The sequence below is a fragment of the Streptomyces sp. WM6372 genome (genome assembly GCF_001279655.1).
Lineage (GTDB): Bacteria > Actinomycetota > Actinomycetes > Streptomycetales > Streptomycetaceae > Streptomyces.
This window is the reverse complement of record NZ_LGDB01000199.1, coordinates 64,305-81,133: the sequence shown is the minus strand read 5'-3', so window position 1 is coordinate 81,133 and position 16,829 is coordinate 64,305. Positions and strand designations below refer to the sequence as shown.

Here is a 16,829-nt window from a genome sequence, read left to right as displayed (position 1 = left end):
GTGATCGAGCTGCACCCGTCCCGTCTCCCGTCCCTCGCCCCGTGGTTCCCTGCCGGGTCCCCGGGCATCGGCGCGCTCGCCGAGCACGTGCTGAGAACGGGCAACGGCCGCTGGTGGTGCGACCGGCCCCTCAACCCCCGGGTCCTGGCGGTCTCCTGCGGGGACCACGCGCTGCTGCGCGGCGACCCGCGTAGCCTCGCCGCCGGGGAACTCGGCCCGCTGGCAACCCACTACGTACACGCATCCGCCGGGTTCGTGCCCCCGCTGTACGCGGCGTTGGAGGGCGTCACCCCCTGGGAGCGGATGATGTACGTCCGCCGGGCCACCGCCCTGCCGGCCCGCCCACCGCGCGGGGTGACCGTACGGCGCCTCCTCGCGGGCGACGGGCAGGCGCTGGCAGCCCTCGGTCCGCAGGCTTCGTGGATCCACGGGACCTGGGGCGGCCCGCACGGCCTGGCCGGCTCGGGCGCCGCCTGGGGCGCCTTCCACCGGCGCGAACTGCTGGCCGTGGCGTGCACGTACTTCGGGGGCAGCCGGTACGAGGACGTGGCGGTGCTCGCCGATCCCGGGCACCGCCGCAGGCACCTGGGACTGGCCTGCGTGAGCGCCCTGTGCGAGGACATCGCGGCCCGCGGCCGGACCCCGACCTGGTCCTGCGCCCGCGACAACCGGCCCAGCCGCCTCCTGGCCTGGCGGGCCGGCTTCCGCCTGGAGCACGAGTACGTCCACTACGCCACCGGAGGCCCCCGCACCCCCTCCCCTCTGCGCCCGGCCCCCCTCCCGCGCGCAGCCGCACCGGCGGGTCAGTGAGCGGGTCGGAGGGCGCGGCCGACCGGGGGGACCGGCGGGGCCGGGGGGAGGAGTTCGGCCGTGACGAAGGCCACGACCGTGGCGAGGATCGCCACCGGCATCATCGCGGTGCTTCCCAGCACCAGGACCACCAGCACCACGGTGCTGACCGGAAGCCGCATCGCGCTCACGGTGGCGGCGGCCATACCGGCCGCCAGCCCCGCGCCGACGCCCAGGCCGGGCAGGGGCGAGCAGAGGATGCCCGCCGCCGCGCCGAGGAACAGTGACGGGAAGATGGGGCCGCCGCGCAGGCTGCCCAGGCACAGGGAGAACGCGGCGCCCTTGCAGAGCAGGACGGCGATCAGCGCGCCCGCGCCCCAGGCGTGCGGATCGCCGACCAGCCGGGCCATCGTGTTCTGGCCCGAGGAGGCCACGTCCGCGGGATTGAGGCCGGTGCCCAGCGCGTAGGCGGCCGCGCAGACGCCGGCGCCGACCGCGCACAGGATCGTGACGGGCAGCGGCCGCCCGGCGACGCGGACGGCGGTCAGCCGGCCCCCGTGCTGGATCAGGTGCACGGCGCAGGAGATGGCCACGGCCATGAGGATCGACCAGACCACGTCGCCGGCGTCCAGCCGGGGGAACTCCACGCCCGGCTTCAGCTTCAGGTTGCCGGTCGACAGACCGGTCCAGCGGCCGAACCCGGTGAACACGAGCGAGCCGATGCCGCTCGACAGCAGTGCCGGCAGCATCACGGCGAACAGCTGCGGCCCGCCCACGCCCGCGATCTCCATCAGCAGCACGGCCGCGATCAGCGGATTGCCGAAGATGGCGGCGATCGCCGCAGCCGATCCGGCCGCGCCCAGCAGCGCGGCGCTCATCGGTGTCTCCGGGGCTCCGGTGAGGTGCCGGAGGGTGACCGCGAGCCCGCCGCCCAGCGCGATGAGCGGGGCCTCGGGGCCGAGCGTGGCGCCGAGCGGGAGGCTGAACACGGCCGCGAGGACCACCCCCGGCAGGGCCGCGGGTCCGGTACCGCCGGTGTGCAGACCGGAGGCGGGGACGTGCCCGCCGGCCCCGGGGAAATGGGTGACGATCAGCCCGACGCAGATGCCCGAGACGAGCAGCAGAGGAAGCGGCCACCACCACGGTGGTGAGTCGAAACCGGCGGCGTGCGGGAGGGACACCCACATCAGGCGTTCCAGTGCCTGGAGCCCGGCGAGGAACCAGAAGGCGGCCAGCGAGACCGGGATGCCGACGAGCCCGCAGAACAGCAGCGTCTTCAGGTACCCCGGTGTCCGCAGCAGCTCGCCGAGCTTCGCGGCTTCCGCCGGCTGTGACGGCGGTTGAGGTGGGGGCTGTGACCGGGGATTCGGCTGCGGTTGCGGGCTCGGCTGACTCGGCTGCGTCATGGAGCCGTTCCTCCCGTCCCCGTCCTCACCCGTGCGTGCGGCCCGGAGGGGCGTCCGGGGGCACCCCTGAGCCCATTGCAGCACCGCGCCCGTACGCCCGCACCTCCGTGCGTCCCGGAACGCGCCTGCTCAACGCTCCGACCGATCACCGCGACGCGCAGGGGCGGCCGGGCCAGAATGAAGGCGAGGCCGCCCCTTCCCCGAGGAGACCCCCGATGACGAGGACCACCCCGCCGGTGCTGTCGGTGCACTGATGCGCTCCGGCAAGAACGCGCGCGGTGCCCCGCACCCCTCGTGGTGGCGGACCCGGTCGCGCGCGGTCACGGCGGCGGCCCGGCGGCTCAAGCACCGGGCCGAGTCCCGCTTCCCGGTGGTCACCCACGCCGCCGAGCGCATGCTGTCGGTCGACATCTTCGACTCCGCGACACGGCTCGCCGCGCAGTGCTTCCTGACCGCAGTGCCGCTGCTCTTCGTCTTCGCCTCGTTCGCCCCGCAGGCGGTACGGGAGCAGCTGGTGGCTTCGGTGCGCGCGGTGTTCGGGCTCAACGGCGCGGCGAGCGAGCAGCTGGGTGACCTCTTCGCCGGCCCCCACGGGGACTTCCAGAACGCGGTGGGCCTGGTCGGCGCCCTGATGGTGCTGGTGTCCGCGACCGCCGTCAGCCGCGCCATGCAGCGGCTGTGCAAGCGGGCGTGGGAGATTCCGCGTACGGGGGCGCGGATCGCGGTCTGGCGCTGGCTCGTCTGGATCGCCGTGTGGATCTGCCTGCTGGCCGTTCAGGGCCCCGTACGCGACGGGTTCGGCGTCGGGCTCTGGCTGGGCATTCCGCTCACGCTCGTCTTCCAGACGCTGGTGTGGTGGTGGAGCCAGCACCTGCTGCTGGGCGGGGTGGTCGGCTGGCTCGCCCTGCTGCCGGGAGCGGTGATCACCGCCGTTGCCCTCACCGTCCTGTCGATCACCGCGAGCTTCTACATGCCGATCGCCCTCAACCGGGCACTGGCCGAATTCGGCTCCTCCGGTTCGGTCTTCGTCCTGCTGTCCTGGCTGATCGTGGTGTGCGCGGCCGTCGCCATCGGCGTCACCACGGGGGCCGTCCTGGCGCAGGAGCCGTTCCTCGCCGGGCGGCTGGGCAGTCCGACCCCGAACCGGCTGCGAGCCGGGCAGGGCTGAGCGGGGCCGGGCAGCACCGGGCGGGGCCGGGCAGGGCCGGCCGGGGTCGAGCGTCTCCAGGGGGCCGCTTCGTACGGACGGCAGCGCACTGCCGTGAGTGCCATGCTGGGCAGCAGGGGCCCGAGAGACGTGGCCTGGAGGTGCATGGCGATGGCAAAGAGTGCCAAAAGGGCGGAGAACGGCAACCGGCGGCTGTCCGCCGAGGAGCGGGCCGTACGCGGCCGATCCGCCCGCCGCAAGGCACCCCGCTCCGGCCACGGGGAGTTCGAGCCGCCCGCACACCGCCAGGATCCGGTGGACGTACTCGAACGGCAGTCGGCCGGCCGGGTGGCGGACCTGGTGCCGATCCGGTACGGGCGGATGGTGGAGTCGCCGTTCCGTTTCTACCGGGGCGCCGCCGCCGTCATGGCGGGAGACCTGGCCCACACGCCGGACTCGGGTCTGCGGGTCCAACTGTGCGGCGATGCCCACATGCTGAACTACGGGCTCCTCGGCTCCCCGGAGCGTAATCTGCTGTTCGACATCAACGACTTCGACGAGACGCTGCCCGGACCGTGGGAATGGGACGTCAAGCGATTGGCCGTGAGCCTGGCCATCGCCGGGCGGGAGAACGGTTTCACCGATCGCGAGCGCGCCGAGATCGTCCTCTCCACGGTCAGGTCCTACCGCGAGCAGATGCGCCGCTACGCCGGAATGAACCACCTCGACGTCTGGTACACGCGGGTCGACGCGGAAGAACTCCAGACGCTGGCGGCGGTCGAACTGCGCTCACGCGGCCGCAAGAAGGTGGCCGAGGCGCTGGCGAAGGCGCGCGGGCGCGACAGCCTCCAGGCCGCCGGGAAACTCACCGAAGTGGTTGCCGGGGAGCGCCGGTTCAGGTCGCTGCCGCCGCTGGTCACACCCCTTTCGGAGCTGCTGCCGGGAGAGGAGCGCAGCGTGCTGGAGGGGCAGATCCGCGACCTGGTCGAGAGCTACGGGCAGACCCTGCCGTCGGACCGGAGGCACCTGCTGCGGCAGTTCACCGTCGTCGACATGGCGCGCAAGGTGGTGGGCGTCGGCAGCGTGGGCACCCGGTGCTGGATCATCCTGCTCCTGGGGCGGGACGGCGGCGACCCGCTGATCCTCCAGGCCAAGGAGGCGGGGGAGTCGGTCCTCGCCCCGTACGTCGGCCCCGCGGAGCACACCATGCAGGGCGAGCGGGTGGTGGCCGGGCAGCGCCTGATGCAGGCGGCCAGTGACATCTTCCTGGGCTGGCACCGGTTGACCGGGATCGACGGACGCGAACGGGATTTCTACGTACGGCAGTTGCGGGACTGGAAGGGAGCCATCGAGCCGGCGCTCATGGTGCCGCGCGGCATGCGGGCGTTGGGCGAGGTGTGCGGCACCACGCTGGCCCGGGCGCACGCCCGGTCCGGGGACCGGATCGCCATCGCCGCCTACCTGGGCGGCGCGGACGTCTTCGACCGGGCGCTGGCGCGGTTCGCGGAGGCCTATGCCGACCGGAACGAGCGCGACCACCGGGCGCTGGCTGAGGCGGTGGCCTCCGGCCGGGTGGTGGCGCAGTCGGCGTGAGGCCGGCGGTCTCCGCCGGTCATCCGAGCGGGTGAGTCCGGCAGATCTTCCGGTACACCCGGAGGACCTCGGCGGTGTCGCCGTACGGCGGGGCGAGGGGGAGGGCGCCGGGGCGGGCTCGACATGCGGAAGGCGGTACGCGGGCCAATACTGCTGATCGCGGGCATCGGGCCCGCCCGAAGGAGGCGTCCATGGACGACTACCCCGCGCTCAGTGTGTTCTGGTCCATGCTCTGGTTCTTCCTGTGGATCATGTGGCTGTTCCTGCTGTTCAAGATCATCACGGATATCTTCCGCGATCACGAGATGAGCGGCTGGGGCAAGGCGGGCTGGCTGATCTTCGTGATCATCCTGCCCTTCCTCGGTGTCCTGATCTACGTCATCGTCCGCGGCAAGAGCATGACCCAGCGGGACGTCAAGCAGGCCAAGGAGAGCGAGGCCGCCTTCCAGGACTACATCCGCAAGACGGCCGGAACCTCCTCCGCCGGCGGATCGCACGTGGACGAACTGGCCAGGCTCGTCGAACTGAAGGACAAGGGCGCCCTGTCCGAGGCCGAGTTCCAGCAGGCCAAGACGAAGCTCCTGACCTGACCCCGCCCCGGATTCCCGGCGGCGGCCCGGTCAGTTGATCGGCTGCCTGGCCTCGGCGCGTACCTTCAGGGTCGTCCTGGCCAGGCCGTCGAGGTCGACGGAGGCCGGGGCCTGCCGGGCGGTCTCGGGCGTGACCGCGGCGACCGCGGCGCTCGTGTTCTCGTCGGCCCAGGAACACATCGGCAGGGTGGTCGTCTCGCCCTGCTCCACCGATGTCAGTACCTGGCACGTCACGGTGATGCCGGTGCCGGTCGGCGTGATGTCCCGCGGGGGCACGGCCGTCTTCGCGCCGTCGGCCTTCGCGGCTCCGTCCATCATCTTCCGGCGCGCGTCCGCCGGGTCCTTGAACTGGCCGTACATCCCGGAGAGGACGAGGACCCCGTCCGGTTCCGTCGGCGAGCCGGACGTGTACCGGCCGGTGGCGGGCTCCGGGTTGCGGATGTCGGGGTCGTAGCCCTTGATCGCTTCCTTGCCCTGGGTCTGCGACAGGTCCTCGGCGAGCGCGTACGAGCCGCCCAGCAGGGTCTTCGGCACCGTGAGCCGGTACTTGGCCTCGGGGAACCCGACTCCGCTGGTGTGCTGGTTCACCTCTTTCATCCGGTTCAACACGAACCCCGCGACCACGAGCCCCACGACCGTCGCCACGATGACGCCGGCGTTCCGCCCGGTCCGGCGGCCGCCCGGCGGCGGCCCCATCGGCGGTTGTCCCCACGCGACGTGGCCGGGGTACGGCGGCTGCGGCTGCGGCGGGTACGGGTACTGCTGGCCGCCGTACGGACTCGGCTGTTGCGGGGGTCCGTACGGACCGGGGGAGTACGGGGACGGCGGCGGCGTGCTCATGCCCGAACGCTACTTCACGCCCGGATCACATCTCCGCCCGGGTTGCAGGAATTCCGGGCCTACCGGCAGGTATCGGGCCGGATTCCGCCCAGGTTTGATAGGAGTTGGCGTATCCGGTGCGTCTGAGCGGGAAGGGCCGACCATGCTGGAGTTCCCCAAGCCGAGACCCCTGCTGTGCACGTACTGCCAGGCGGGCCCGGAGGACGGCACCGCGCGCACCCTGTCGGCGGAGGCCGGAACCCTGACGGTCACCTGGCACACGGCCTCCTGCCCCCACTACGCGGCGGACCGCATCCTCGCCGAAAAGCGCACCTGACCCCCCCACCGGCTGTCGAACCGCGGCCGGCATCAGAGCGTGGTGATGAGTCCGCCGTCGATGGTGTGGTCGGAGCCCGTGGAGTTGCCGGCCCGGTCGGAAGCGAGCAGCAGGACGAGGTCGGCGACCTCCTCGGGACGGGTGAACCGTCCGGTGACGGACTGGGCGGCGGCGCCCGCGACGATGTCGTCCGGTGTGCTCCCCGTACCGCCCGCCACGGTGGCCGCAACCCCCTGCTCCCCGAGCCAGAGGGCCGTCTCGACCGGGCCGGGGCTGACCGTGTTCACGCGTACGCCGCGCGGTCCGACCTCCTTGGACAGCGCCTTGCAGAAGTTGGCGAGGGCCGCCTTCGCCGCGCAGTAGTCGATCACCCCGGGGTCGGGCAGGTACGCGTTGACCGAGCTCACGGTGACGATCGACGCCGCGCCGCGCTCCAGGAGGTGGGGGAGGGAGGCCCGGGTGGTGCGGACGGCGGTCAGGAAGTTGATGTTCAGGGCCCAGCTCCAGTCCTCGTCGGTCAGCGACAGGAACCCGCCCAGCCGGGGCCGGACGGCGCCGACGTTGTTGACGAGGACGTCGAGCCCTCCGAAGGCCGCGACCGCCTCCCGTACCGCGTGCTCCGGTCCCTCCGCGGTGGCCAGGTCGACCGCGACGGGCCGGACCCGTCCGCCCGCGGCCAGCTCCGCCAGGGGGCCGCCCACCGTACGGGCGGCGGCGACCACCAACGCGCCCTCGCCGGCCAGCGCCCGCGTGATCGCCAGGCCGATGCCCTTGCTCGCTCCGGTGACCAGCGCCACCTTGTCCGTGAGATGCAGATCCACGAGGAACGAGTCTGTACGCATGCGCGCCCGATGCGGTCCCGACAGGGCCGCGACGTCAGGCAGGTGGCCCCGTATCAGCCGAGGCGGGTCGGGGAGGAGGCCGCCGGGGCGAGGAGGCGGGGGGTGCCCGAGCCGTCGGCCGGGACCGTCCAGAGGTCGGTGGTGTCCGGCGCGCCGTCGGCGGGCAGGGCGTAGGCCACCGTGCGGTCGTCGAGCCACAGCGCCTGGTCGTCCACGCTGCGCTTCTCCGCGAGCGGCTGCTCCCGCAGCGTCCGCAGGTCCAGTACGTGCTCGCGCCACAGCGAAGCACCGCGCATGACGCGCTTCTTGTACACGACCCGGGTCTCGTCCGGGGAGAGCGACGGACACTCGACGTTCTGGGCCAGGGTGGTGACCGTGCGCCGCGAGATCGAGCCCTTCACCAGGTACGTCTGGCCGGCGGTGCCGAGGGTGGCGTAGAAGGTGTCGTCGTCCTCGGAGAAGGTGACGCCCCAGAAGTTCACGTCCCCCGAGGAGTAGGGGCGGCCGTCCAGCACGATGGAGAACTTCTCCAGGTCCGGCTCGACCGCCCACGTACGGGTGTCCACGATCGTCGTACGGGTGGAGAAGAACGCGGCGCCGTAGGACTCGCCGGAGACGAACACCGTCCAGGCGGCGAAATGGCCGCTCGGCGCGACCCGGGCCCGCGACGGGGTGCCCGCCAGCGGGAAGGCGTGCAGCGTGCGCAGATCGGAGTCGACGATCAGGGCCTTGTTGTCCTGGGCGAGCGCGCCCGGCGAGGAGTTCAGGCACACACCGGTGCCGGCGGCGGCGTGGAACCGCCGGCAGGTGAGGCCCGAGGCGGTCCGCTCGGTCTGCGGTGCCTGCCCCGGGACCGATACCACGGCCCCGCGCTGCGGCCCCTGCGCGCCGTTGAGAAAGGCCAGCCGGTTCTGCTGCCCGAGGGTGACCCGGCCCTGGGCGACCGTCGGGTCCCCCTCGTGCGTCTGCTCGGCGCGGGCGGCGGAACGCAGTACCAGCGCCGTGCCGAGCCCCCCGAGGAGCAGCACGGCCACCGCGAGTACGAGCAGCCGGCGTGAACGGGTCATCGGGTTCCTCGGGGGAGTCGGGCCGGGTCGGAAGCGGGCTCCGGAGCGGGACCGGGACCCGCAGCGGGATCCGGAGCGAGGTCCGGACCTGACTCCGGGGCCGACGGGCGCAGTACGAAGCCGGCGACGGCGGCGCAGCAGCACAGACCGGCCGCCGCGGCGGCGAGCGCCGGACCCGCCCCCCACACCGTCCAGGCGGCGCCGAAGGCGAGCGAGCAGGCGAAGCGGGCCAGGGCCTGGCCGGTACCGACGACGGCCAGACCGGTGGCCCGCAGCCTCGCCGGGACGGTCGCGCCGACGGCGGCGGGCAGGACCCCGTCGGTCGCGGCGTAGAACAGGCCGTGCAGGACGAGGACCAGGTACGGCAGCGCGGGCCAGTGCGGGGCCCACAGCAGCAGCCCGTACCCCGCCAGCAGGAGGGCGTGCCCGGCGAGGAAGACGGTACGGCGGCCGATCCGGTCGGCCAGGGCGCCGGCCGGCACGGCCAGCAGCAGGAACACGGCGGCGGTGCCCAGGGGGAGCAGGGGGAACCACTGCTCGCGGATGCCGGTGCGGTCCTGGAGCAGCAGGTAGAGGAAGGCGTCGCTGACGGTGGTGAGGCCCAGCAGGCCGGCACAGAGAGCGAGGGCGCGCAGCCGGGGCAGGCGCAGCAGCGCCGCCGCCTCGCGGAGGTTCACCCCGGCGGCCTTCGCGCCGGCGGCCTTCGCGCCGTCCGGTTCCACCGCCCCGAGGGGATCCGGGCCCAGGCCGGCCCCCGACGGGACGAACAGCATCAGCACCACCACACCGAGCACGGCGATGCACGCGCTGACGCCGAAGACGGCGTCGTACCCGCCCACCGCCATGTTCAGGATGAAGAAGGCCGCGAGGGGGCCGAGCAGCGCCCCGGTGGTGTCCATGGCCCGGTGCACGCCGAACGCGCGGCCCTGTAACCCGGCCGGTGTGGAAAGAGAGATGAGCGCGTCGCGCGGCGCGGTGCGCAGGCCCTTGCCGGTGCGCTCCAGCGCGAGGACCACGCCCACCGGTCCCAGGCTGTGCGCGAGCAGCAGCAGCGGCTTGCACAGGGCGGACAACCCGTAGCCGATGCCCGCGATCAGCTTGTGGTTGCGGACCCGGTCGGCGAGGTGGCCGCCGGTCAGCTGCACCAGCGCGCTGACCCCGTTGTAGACCCCGTCGAGCGCGCCGAACCCGAGCGGACTCAGCCCGAGCCCGGCGACCAGGTACAGCGGCAGCACCGCGGTGACCATCTCCGAGGAGACGTCCGTGATCAGGCTGACCGTGCCCAGCGCGAGGACGGTCGAGGCGACCGCGGGGGCCCGGACGGGCCCGCCGCCCGGTGCGGTCTTCGCGCCGGCGGGCGCGGAGCGGTCCGCGAGGTACATGCTCTGGAGCTCCCGGTGCCGACGGTCTGGTCACTCGTACGTACGAGTGAAACCCTAGTGGTTGTACGGGCCAACTGGACGGCGTACGGGCTGATTCGGCGGAGCCGCGCCGCTCAGCCCCGCTGCCGGCTGCTCTCGTCGCGCAGCCAGGTCGAGAAGTCCCCGGACCGGATGGCCCTGCGGGCCCCCCGCCGGGCGGCGAGTGCCGCCACCACGAACACCACCACCCCGGGAAGCAGGCTCGGCTGGGCCCGCAGCAGGGCGCGCAGATCCCCAGTGCCGGTGCGCGCGGACGGCGCGTGCGCCCCCTCCGGGCTCCCGGGCGCCTGCGAGGCCTGGAAGCGCTCCAGCTCGGCGGAGGAGGTGGCCGCCCTGACGCGCCGCCTGATCAAGTCGCCCCAGGTGCGCGGCGGATGGACCACGACCCGGGCCGCCTCGACCACCCGCCGCTCCTGCGGCGTGAACGCGAGGGACGCCGCCAGATCGTCGGCCATCAGCGGGGGCAGGTCGGCGATCCGGGCGTGCCCCGGTTCGGTCACCGCGATGACGCCCCGCCCGAACAGCCCCTCGCGGACGGCCGGCAGCCGCTGCCAGACCCGGTAGTACGCACGGACCGGCCAGGCGCACCCGGAGAGCGGGATGTCCCGGCCGGGGGCCGCGGCGAGCAGGTCCGGACGGGCCGCGAGGGCGCCGGTCAGCGCCCGTACGTCGGCCGCCCCGACCTCCACGTCGGCGTCCACGTACAGGCGCGGAAAACCCCGCGCGTGCTCGTCGCCGACCCGAAGTGCCGTGTGTTTGGAGGGAGTCGGTATCTCCACCACCCGTACGCGGGGCCCCCGCGCGCCCGCCACCGCGGCGGTGTCGTCCGTACAGCCGTTGCACACCACGACGATGTCGGGCCCCGGTTCCGGGGCGTCGGCCAGGAGCGCGTCGAGGAGCCGGCCGATGACCCGGCCCTCGTTGTGGGCCGGGATCACGATGCTGGTCACCCCGGAAGTATGCACGCTCGAACACCCGAGCCGACCGTTTCCTCCAACTCTCCCCGGGGGTACTCCCGGTGGTCTAGATTGAACGCAGCCGACCGGATTCGGCGTGCTTCGGCGACGCGGAAATCCAGTGGGAGCAGGGCAGTTGGGGTACATGCGGGTGCGGCGGCTTGGGGGAACAGGCCGCCTGCCCGTGGCCGGACCGGTGCGAGGGGCGCCGGGAGGCCGGGGGGCGGAAGTACGTCGCAACACGTAGGGCATCGGTCGTGGGGGGCCATCACCGTTGGGCAGGTCGTCACGCACGGGTCGCGCACGCGCCCCGGCGCCGGCCGTCGGCGGCACCCCCTTCCTTCGCACGCGTCCCGGCCATGGGTTGTCGATTGCGCCCGCGGGCGTGCGCGGAAGGAAAGGTGAACGCTGTGAAGGAATCCGAGAAGGAACCCGAGAGGGACGCCGCGAAGGGTGCGGGGCGCGAGGCATCGATCGCAGGTGCGTGGCCGGCCAAGCCGTTAGGCGTCGCCGTCGTCGGCGCCGGTTACTGGGGCCCCAATCTCGTCCGCAACTTCCAGTCCAGTCCGGGGTTCCGGCTCCGCTGGCTCTGCGATCTGAACGTCGACCGGGCGCGTCAGGTGCTCGGCCACTACTCCACGGTCCAGGCGACCTCCGACTACGCGGCCGTCCTGGCGGACCCGGCCGTCGACGCCGTCGCCGTGGCCACCCCGGCCGGCACCCACCTCGACGTCGCGCTGGCCGCCCTGCGCGCCGGCAAGCACGTCCTCGTGGAGAAGCCCCTCGCCGCCACGTACGAAGACGGTCTGCGCCTGGTCACCGAGGCCGAGGAACGCGGCCTCACCCTCATGTGCGACCACACCTACTGCTACACCCCGGCGGTGGCCCGCATCCGCGACATGGTCCGCTCCGGCGAACTCGGCGACATCCAGTTCTTCGACTCCGTAAGGATCAACCTGGGGCTCGTCCAGAAGGACGTCGACGTCCTGTGGGACCTGGCCCCCCACGACCTCTCCGTCCTCGACTTCATCCTTCCGGACAACGTCCACCCCGTCGCCGTAGCCGCCCACGGGGCCGACCCGATCGGCGCCGGCCAGTCCTGCGTGGCCTATCTGACGCTCACGCTCAACACCGGGGCCATCGCCCACGTCCACGTCAACTGGCTGTCCCCGGTGAAGGTCCGCACGACGATGGTCGGCGGCTCCAAGCGCACCCTGGTCTGGGACGACCTCAACCCCACGCAGCGCGTCGCCGTCTTCGACCGCGGGGTGGACATGACGACACCGCAGGAGATCGGCGCGGACGAGCGCCGCGAGGTGCTCGCCTCCTACCGGACCGGCGACATGGTGGCCCCCGCGCTCGGTGAGAAGGAAGCCCTGCGCAGCATGGTCGAGGAGTTCGCCGCCGCGATCAGGACCCGGCGGCCGGCGCTCACCGACGGCCGCGCGGGCCTCCAGGTGCTCGACATCCTCGAAGCCGCCTCCCGCAGCCTGGAGTTCCGCGGCGCGGTCGTCGGACTGCGCACCGGTCGCTGACACCCCGCGTGGGCCCGTGGCGGAGCCGCCACGCGCACCACCTCGCCCGGCCCGCACACCGCGACGCCGGGCGCACCAGCACGAAACACCATGACCGACTCAGTAGGGGCAGGGCGTTGAGCAGCGTACGAGGCAAGAGGATTCTGGTCACCGGCGGAGCGGGCACGATCGGCTCGCACGTGGTCGACCTGCTGGTGGACAACGGGGCGCGCGAGGTCGTCGTGCTCGACAACTTCGTACGGGGGCGTGCCGCCAACCTGGCCCGCGCCCTCAAGAGCGGCGCGGTGGACGTCGTCGAGGGCGACATCCGCGACCGGGAGACCGTGCGCAAGGCGACCGAGGGCGCCGAGCTGGTCTTCCACCTCGCCGCCATCCGGATCACCCAGTGCGCGGAGGAGCCGCGGCTGGCGAACGAGGTCCTGGTCGACGGCACGTTCAACGTGCTGGAGGCCGCGGTGGCCGCCGGCGTGGGCAAGGTGGTCGCCTCGTCATCCGCATCCGTCTACGGGCTCGCGGAGACCTTCCCGACCACCGAGCGCCACCACCCGTACAACAACGACACCTTCTACGGGGCCGCGAAGGCCTTCAACGAGGGGATGCTGCGCAGCTTCCACGCCATGTACGGGCTGGACTACGTCGCGCTGCGCTACTTCAACGTCTACGGGCCCCGGATGGACATCCACGGGCTGTACACCGAGGTGCTGATCCGCTGGATGGAGCGGATCACCGCGGGCGAGCCGCCGCTGATCCTCGGCGACGGCACCCAGACCATGGACTTCGCCGACGTGCGCGACATCGCGCGGGCCAACCTGCTCGCCGCCGAATCGGACCTGACCGACGAGGTGTTCAACGTGGCGAGCGGCTCCGAGACCAGCCTGCGCGACCTGGCCGTCGGACTGCTGGAGGCCATGGGCGCGCAGGGGATGGTGCCGGAGCACGGTCCGGCCCGCGCCGTGAACGGGGTCACCCGGCGTCTCGCGGACACCTCGCAGGCCTCGGGGCGGCTCGGCTTCACCGCCGAGATCGACATGCGCCGCGGGCTGCGGGACCTGGTGGAGTGGTGGCGGGCCGAGCGCGCGGCGGACGCGGCCGCGCAGGCGGCGGCCGGGGAGACCGGCCGATGAGCGCCGCGACCACCCCCGCCCCCGCCCGCATCCCCGTCATGGTCCCCTGGCTCGGCGAGGAGGAGGCGCGGGCCGCCGCCGAGGCGGTGCTCTCCGGCTGGGTCGCCCAGGGCCCGCGGGTCGCCGCATTCGAGCGGGCCTTCGCCGAACGGGTGGGCGCCGAGCACGGCATCGCCGTCAGCTCCTGCACCACCGCCCTGCACCTGGCGCTCATCGCGCTGGACCTCGGCCCCGGCGACGAGGTGATCGTCCCCTCGCTGTCCTTCATCGCCACCGCCAACGCGGTGCGCTACGTCGGCGCGCACCCGGTGTTCGCGGACGTCGAGGAGGCCACCGGGAACCTGACCCCCGACACCGTGGACGCCGTACGCACCCCGCGCACCAAGGCCGTCCTCGCGGTCCACCAGGGCGGGGTCCCCGCGGACGTGCACGCCCTGCGCGCGGCCTGTGCCGACTGGGGCGTCCCGCTGGTGGAAGACGCGGCCTGCGGCATCGGCGCGACCGTGGGCGGCAAGTCGGTCGGCCACGGAGCCCTGCTCGCCGCCTGGTCCTTCCACCCGCGCAAGGTGATCACCACCGGCGAGGGCGGCATGGTGACCACGGACGACGCCGAGTGGGCCGAGCGGCTGCGTCGGCTGCGCGAGCACGGCATGAACGTGTCCGCGGCGCAGCGGCACGCCAGCAGCAAGCCGATCGCCGAGGCCTATCTGGAGGTCGGCTACAACTACCGGATGACCGACATCCAGGCAGCGGTCGGCCTGGTGCAGCTCGGCAAGCTGGACGAGATCGTGGCCCGCCGCCGCGAACTGGCGGCCCGGTACGGGAAGTCGCTCGCCGGCATCCCGGGCCTGCGGCCGGTCCGCGACCCCGGTCACGGCGAGGGCAACTTCCAGTCGTACTGGGTGCTGCTGACCGGGGAGTTCCCCGTCGGCCGGGACGAGCTGCTCGCGGTGCTGGCCGAGGCCGGGATCTCGGCCCGGCGCGGGATCATGGCCTCGCACCTGGAGCCGGCGTACGCCGGGCACGGGGCGGCGCCGCTGCCGGTGACCGAGCGGATCAGCCGCGATTCGCTGATCCTGCCGCTGTTCCACACCATGACCCAGGACCAGCAGGACCGGGTGGTCGCGGTGCTCCGCGAACAGGCCGGCGGATGACGGCCCCGGACCGCCCGGACGGCCCGGACGGCCCGGACGCACCCGGCGCCCAGGACAGCCCGGGCGGCCCGGCCACCGGGACCGTGCCGACGGAAAGCCTGCTGATCGTCGGCGCGGGCGGATTCGCCCGCGAGACCGCCCAGGCCGTGCGCGCCGCGGCCGCCGCCGACCGGGAGCGCGGCCGCGCCCCGCGGTGGCGGCTCGCCGGGCACCTCGACGACGATCCGGCCCTGCACGGCCGGGAGGTCGACGGGGTACCGGTGCTGGGGGCCGGAGAGCTGGTGCACGAGCACCAGTACCGGGACGCCCGCGTCGTGGTCTGCGTGGGCAGTCCGCGCGACTACGCGGTACGGGCCCGCCTGGTGCGGCGCCTGGCCCTGCCCGAGAGCCGGTACGCGACCGTGGTCCACCCCACGGCCGCGGTCTCGGCGTCCTCGGTGCTCGGCCCGGGCTCGGTGCTGCTCGCGCACTGCGTGCTGACCGCGGCCGTACGGGTGGGGGCGCACGTGGCGGTGATGCCGCACACGGTCCTCACCCACGACGACACGGTCGGGGACTTCGCCACGCTCGCCTCGGGGGTCCGCCTCGGCGGCGGGGTCCGGCTGGGGCGCGGGGCGTACGTGGGTGCGGGCGCCCTCGTACGGGAGAACACCACGGTCGGCGCCTGGTCGCTGACCGGTATGGGAAGCACGGTCCTGGCCGATGTGCCGCCCGGAGAGGTGTGGGCCGGGAGCCCCGCCCGCCGGCTGCGCGAGGCGGGGGGCCCGGCGCTCGACGAGCTGCGGGCCGACGGCGAGGACACCGGCCGGGGGCCGGGGACACGGACGGGGCCCGAGGCATGCATGGGGCCCGAGACACGCATGAGGCCGGAAACACGGATGGGGAGCACAGTCGGATGAACCAGATACCGCTCGTGGACCTGAAGGCGGCGCACGCCGAGGTCGCGCAGGAGATACGCGCAGGATTCGACCGGGTGCTGGCCGACACCGCCTTCATCGGCGGTGAGGAGGTCCGCGCCTTCGAGCGCGAGTACGCCGACTTCGCCGGGGTCGGCCACTGCGTCGGCGTGGCCAACGGCACCGACGCGCTCGAACTCGCCCTGCGTGCGAGCGGGGTGGGCGTGGGCGACGAGGTGGTGCTGCCCGCCAACACGTTCATCGCCACCGCCGGAGCCGTCGCCCGGATCGGCGCCCGCCCGGTGCTCGTCGACTGCCTCCCCGACACCCTGCTGATGGATCCGCAGGCCGCGCTGGACGCGGTCGGCAAGGCCACCCGCGCCGTGGTCCCGGTCCACCTGTACGGGCAGTGCGCCCCCGCGGCGGAGCTGGCCGCGCACCTCCCCTCGTACGCCAAGGTCGTCGAGGACGCCGCGCAGAGCCAGGGCGCCAGCCGAGAGGGCCGTACCCCCGGCAGCGGCGGAATCGCCGCCACCAGCTTCTACCCGGGCAAGAACCTGGGCGCGTACGGCGACGCGGGGGCGGTGGTGACCGACGACGAGGAGCGGGCCGGCCTCGTACGGGCCCTGGCCAACCACGGCGGCACCGCCAAGTACCGCCACGACGTGGCCGGGTTCAACAGCCGGCTGGACGGCCTCCAGGCCGTGGTGCTGCGGGCCAAGCTGGCCCGGCTCGCCGACGGCAACGCGGCCCGCCGCGCCGCCGCCGCCCGCTACGACGGGCTGCTGGCCGATCTGGCCGCCGCCGGACGCGTCACCCTGCCGGTCACGGCGGAGGGCAACGTCCACGTGTGGCACCTGTACGTCGTCCGGGTCAGCGGCGGCGACCGCGACGCGGTCGTCGGCAAGCTCAACGCGGAGGGCATCGGCGCCGGCGTGCACTACCCGGCACCGGTCCACCTCACCCCGGCCTTCGCCCATCTCGGCCACGGCCGCGGGGACTTCCCGCACGCCGAGCTGGCCGCGGACCGGATGCTCTCCCTCCCGCTCTTCCCGCAGATCACCGCCGCCCAGCAGCAGCGGGTCGTGGACGCGCTCACCGACGCGCTGCGCTGACGCCCTGCGCCGCGCCGACGCACAAAAAAGAGGTACAG

16 protein-coding genes are annotated in these 16,829 nt (G+C 73.6%); 10 read left to right on the top strand and 6 right to left on the bottom strand.

What is annotated here, in order from left to right; all coding sequences use genetic code 11:
• Positions 1-810: a GNAT family N-acetyltransferase gene (locus ADK52_RS24300; RefSeq protein WP_053691957.1), complete on the top strand. Its 810-nt coding sequence runs from the start codon at positions 1-3 to the stop codon at positions 808-810.
• Here ADK52_RS24300 and ADK52_RS24295 read toward each other — a convergent pair.
• Positions 804-2,195 (bottom strand): chloride channel protein, encoded by a 1,392-nt coding sequence (locus tag ADK52_RS24295; protein WP_053691956.1) that lies wholly within the window; start codon positions 2,193-2,195, stop codon positions 804-806. The genes ADK52_RS24300 and ADK52_RS24295 overlap by 7 nt on opposite strands.
• Before the next feature lie 253 nt (positions 2,196-2,448).
• Between ADK52_RS24295 and ADK52_RS24290 the strand changes: the two genes are divergently transcribed.
• The 3 genes from ADK52_RS24290 (at position 2,449) to ADK52_RS24280 (ending at position 5,525) form a co-directional block, all read left to right on the top strand.
• Entirely contained in the window at positions 2,449-3,363 is a 915-nt protein-coding gene (locus ADK52_RS24290) for a YhjD/YihY/BrkB family envelope integrity protein (RefSeq protein ID WP_078988562.1), read from the top strand.
• Positions 3,364-3,513: 150 nt separating this feature from the next.
• Positions 3,514-4,935: a DUF2252 domain-containing protein gene (locus ADK52_RS24285; protein ID WP_107090164.1), complete on the top strand. Its 1,422-nt coding sequence runs from the start codon at positions 3,514-3,516 to the stop codon at positions 4,933-4,935.
• A 191-nt stretch (positions 4,936-5,126) separates the two neighbouring features.
• Entirely contained in the window at positions 5,127-5,525 is a 399-nt protein-coding gene (locus tag ADK52_RS24280; protein ID WP_053691954.1) for an SHOCT domain-containing protein, read from the top strand.
• 30 nt (positions 5,526-5,555) lie between these two features.
• Here ADK52_RS24280 and ADK52_RS24275 read toward each other — a convergent pair whose 3' ends face one another.
• A complete protein-coding gene (locus ADK52_RS24275; RefSeq protein ID WP_053691953.1) occupies positions 5,556-6,365 on the bottom strand; it encodes a hypothetical protein in 810 nt (269 codons plus the stop codon).
• Between the two features lie 142 nt (positions 6,366-6,507).
• Between ADK52_RS24275 and ADK52_RS42535 the strand changes: the two genes are divergently transcribed.
• Entirely contained in the window at positions 6,508-6,681 is a 174-nt protein-coding gene (locus ADK52_RS42535; RefSeq protein WP_159046017.1) for a hypothetical protein, read from the top strand.
• 32 nt (positions 6,682-6,713) lie between these two features.
• On the opposite strand, the gene ADK52_RS24270 is transcribed toward ADK52_RS42535, so the two are convergent.
• From ADK52_RS24270 to ADK52_RS24255, 4 genes are all read right to left on the bottom strand, one after another.
• The gene (locus tag ADK52_RS24270; protein WP_053691982.1) at positions 6,714-7,502 is read right to left on the bottom strand and encodes an oxidoreductase; all 789 of its coding nucleotides are present in this window, start codon (positions 7,500-7,502) and stop codon (positions 6,714-6,716) included.
• A gap of 74 nt (positions 7,503-7,576) precedes the next feature.
• On the bottom strand, positions 7,577-8,590 hold the full coding sequence (locus ADK52_RS24265; protein ID WP_053691952.1) for a hypothetical protein: 1,014 nt from the start codon (positions 8,588-8,590) through the stop codon (positions 7,577-7,579).
• A complete protein-coding gene (locus ADK52_RS24260; protein WP_078988561.1) occupies positions 8,587-9,972 on the bottom strand; it encodes an MFS transporter in 1,386 nt (461 codons plus the stop codon). The genes ADK52_RS24265 and ADK52_RS24260 overlap by 4 nt, the downstream gene beginning before the upstream one ends.
• A 113-nt stretch (positions 9,973-10,085) precedes the next feature.
• Complete coding sequence (locus tag ADK52_RS24255) at positions 10,086-10,961, bottom strand: glycosyltransferase (protein WP_053691951.1); 876 nt, start codon at positions 10,959-10,961, stop codon at positions 10,086-10,088.
• A gap of 416 nt (positions 10,962-11,377) precedes the next feature.
• Between ADK52_RS24255 and ADK52_RS24250 the strand changes: the two genes are divergently transcribed.
• From ADK52_RS24250 to ADK52_RS24230, 5 genes are all read left to right on the top strand, one after another.
• A complete protein-coding gene (locus tag ADK52_RS24250; RefSeq protein ID WP_234344205.1) occupies positions 11,378-12,502 on the top strand; it encodes a Gfo/Idh/MocA family protein in 1,125 nt (374 codons plus the stop codon).
• Positions 12,503-12,618: 116 nt separating this feature from the next.
• Positions 12,619-13,626 carry an SDR family NAD(P)-dependent oxidoreductase gene (locus tag ADK52_RS24245; RefSeq protein ID WP_053691950.1) on the top strand — a complete coding sequence of 336 codons (1,008 nt, stop codon included), beginning with the start codon at positions 12,619-12,621 and terminating at the stop codon, positions 13,624-13,626.
• Positions 13,623-14,780, top strand: coding sequence for a DegT/DnrJ/EryC1/StrS family aminotransferase (locus ADK52_RS24240; RefSeq protein WP_053691980.1), 1,158 nt, complete (start codon positions 13,623-13,625; stop codon positions 14,778-14,780). Before ADK52_RS24245 ends, ADK52_RS24240 begins: the two co-directional genes overlap by 4 nt.
• Complete coding sequence (locus tag ADK52_RS24235; RefSeq protein ID WP_078988559.1) at positions 14,777-15,679, top strand: NeuD/PglB/VioB family sugar acetyltransferase; 903 nt, start codon at positions 14,777-14,779, stop codon at positions 15,677-15,679. The genes ADK52_RS24240 and ADK52_RS24235 overlap by 4 nt, the downstream gene beginning before the upstream one ends.
• Positions 15,676-16,791 carry a DegT/DnrJ/EryC1/StrS family aminotransferase gene (locus tag ADK52_RS24230; RefSeq protein ID WP_053691949.1) on the top strand — a complete coding sequence of 372 codons (1,116 nt, stop codon included), beginning with the start codon at positions 15,676-15,678 and terminating at the stop codon, positions 16,789-16,791. Before ADK52_RS24235 ends, ADK52_RS24230 begins: the two co-directional genes overlap by 4 nt.
• Positions 16,792-16,829 lie beyond the last annotated feature (38 nt).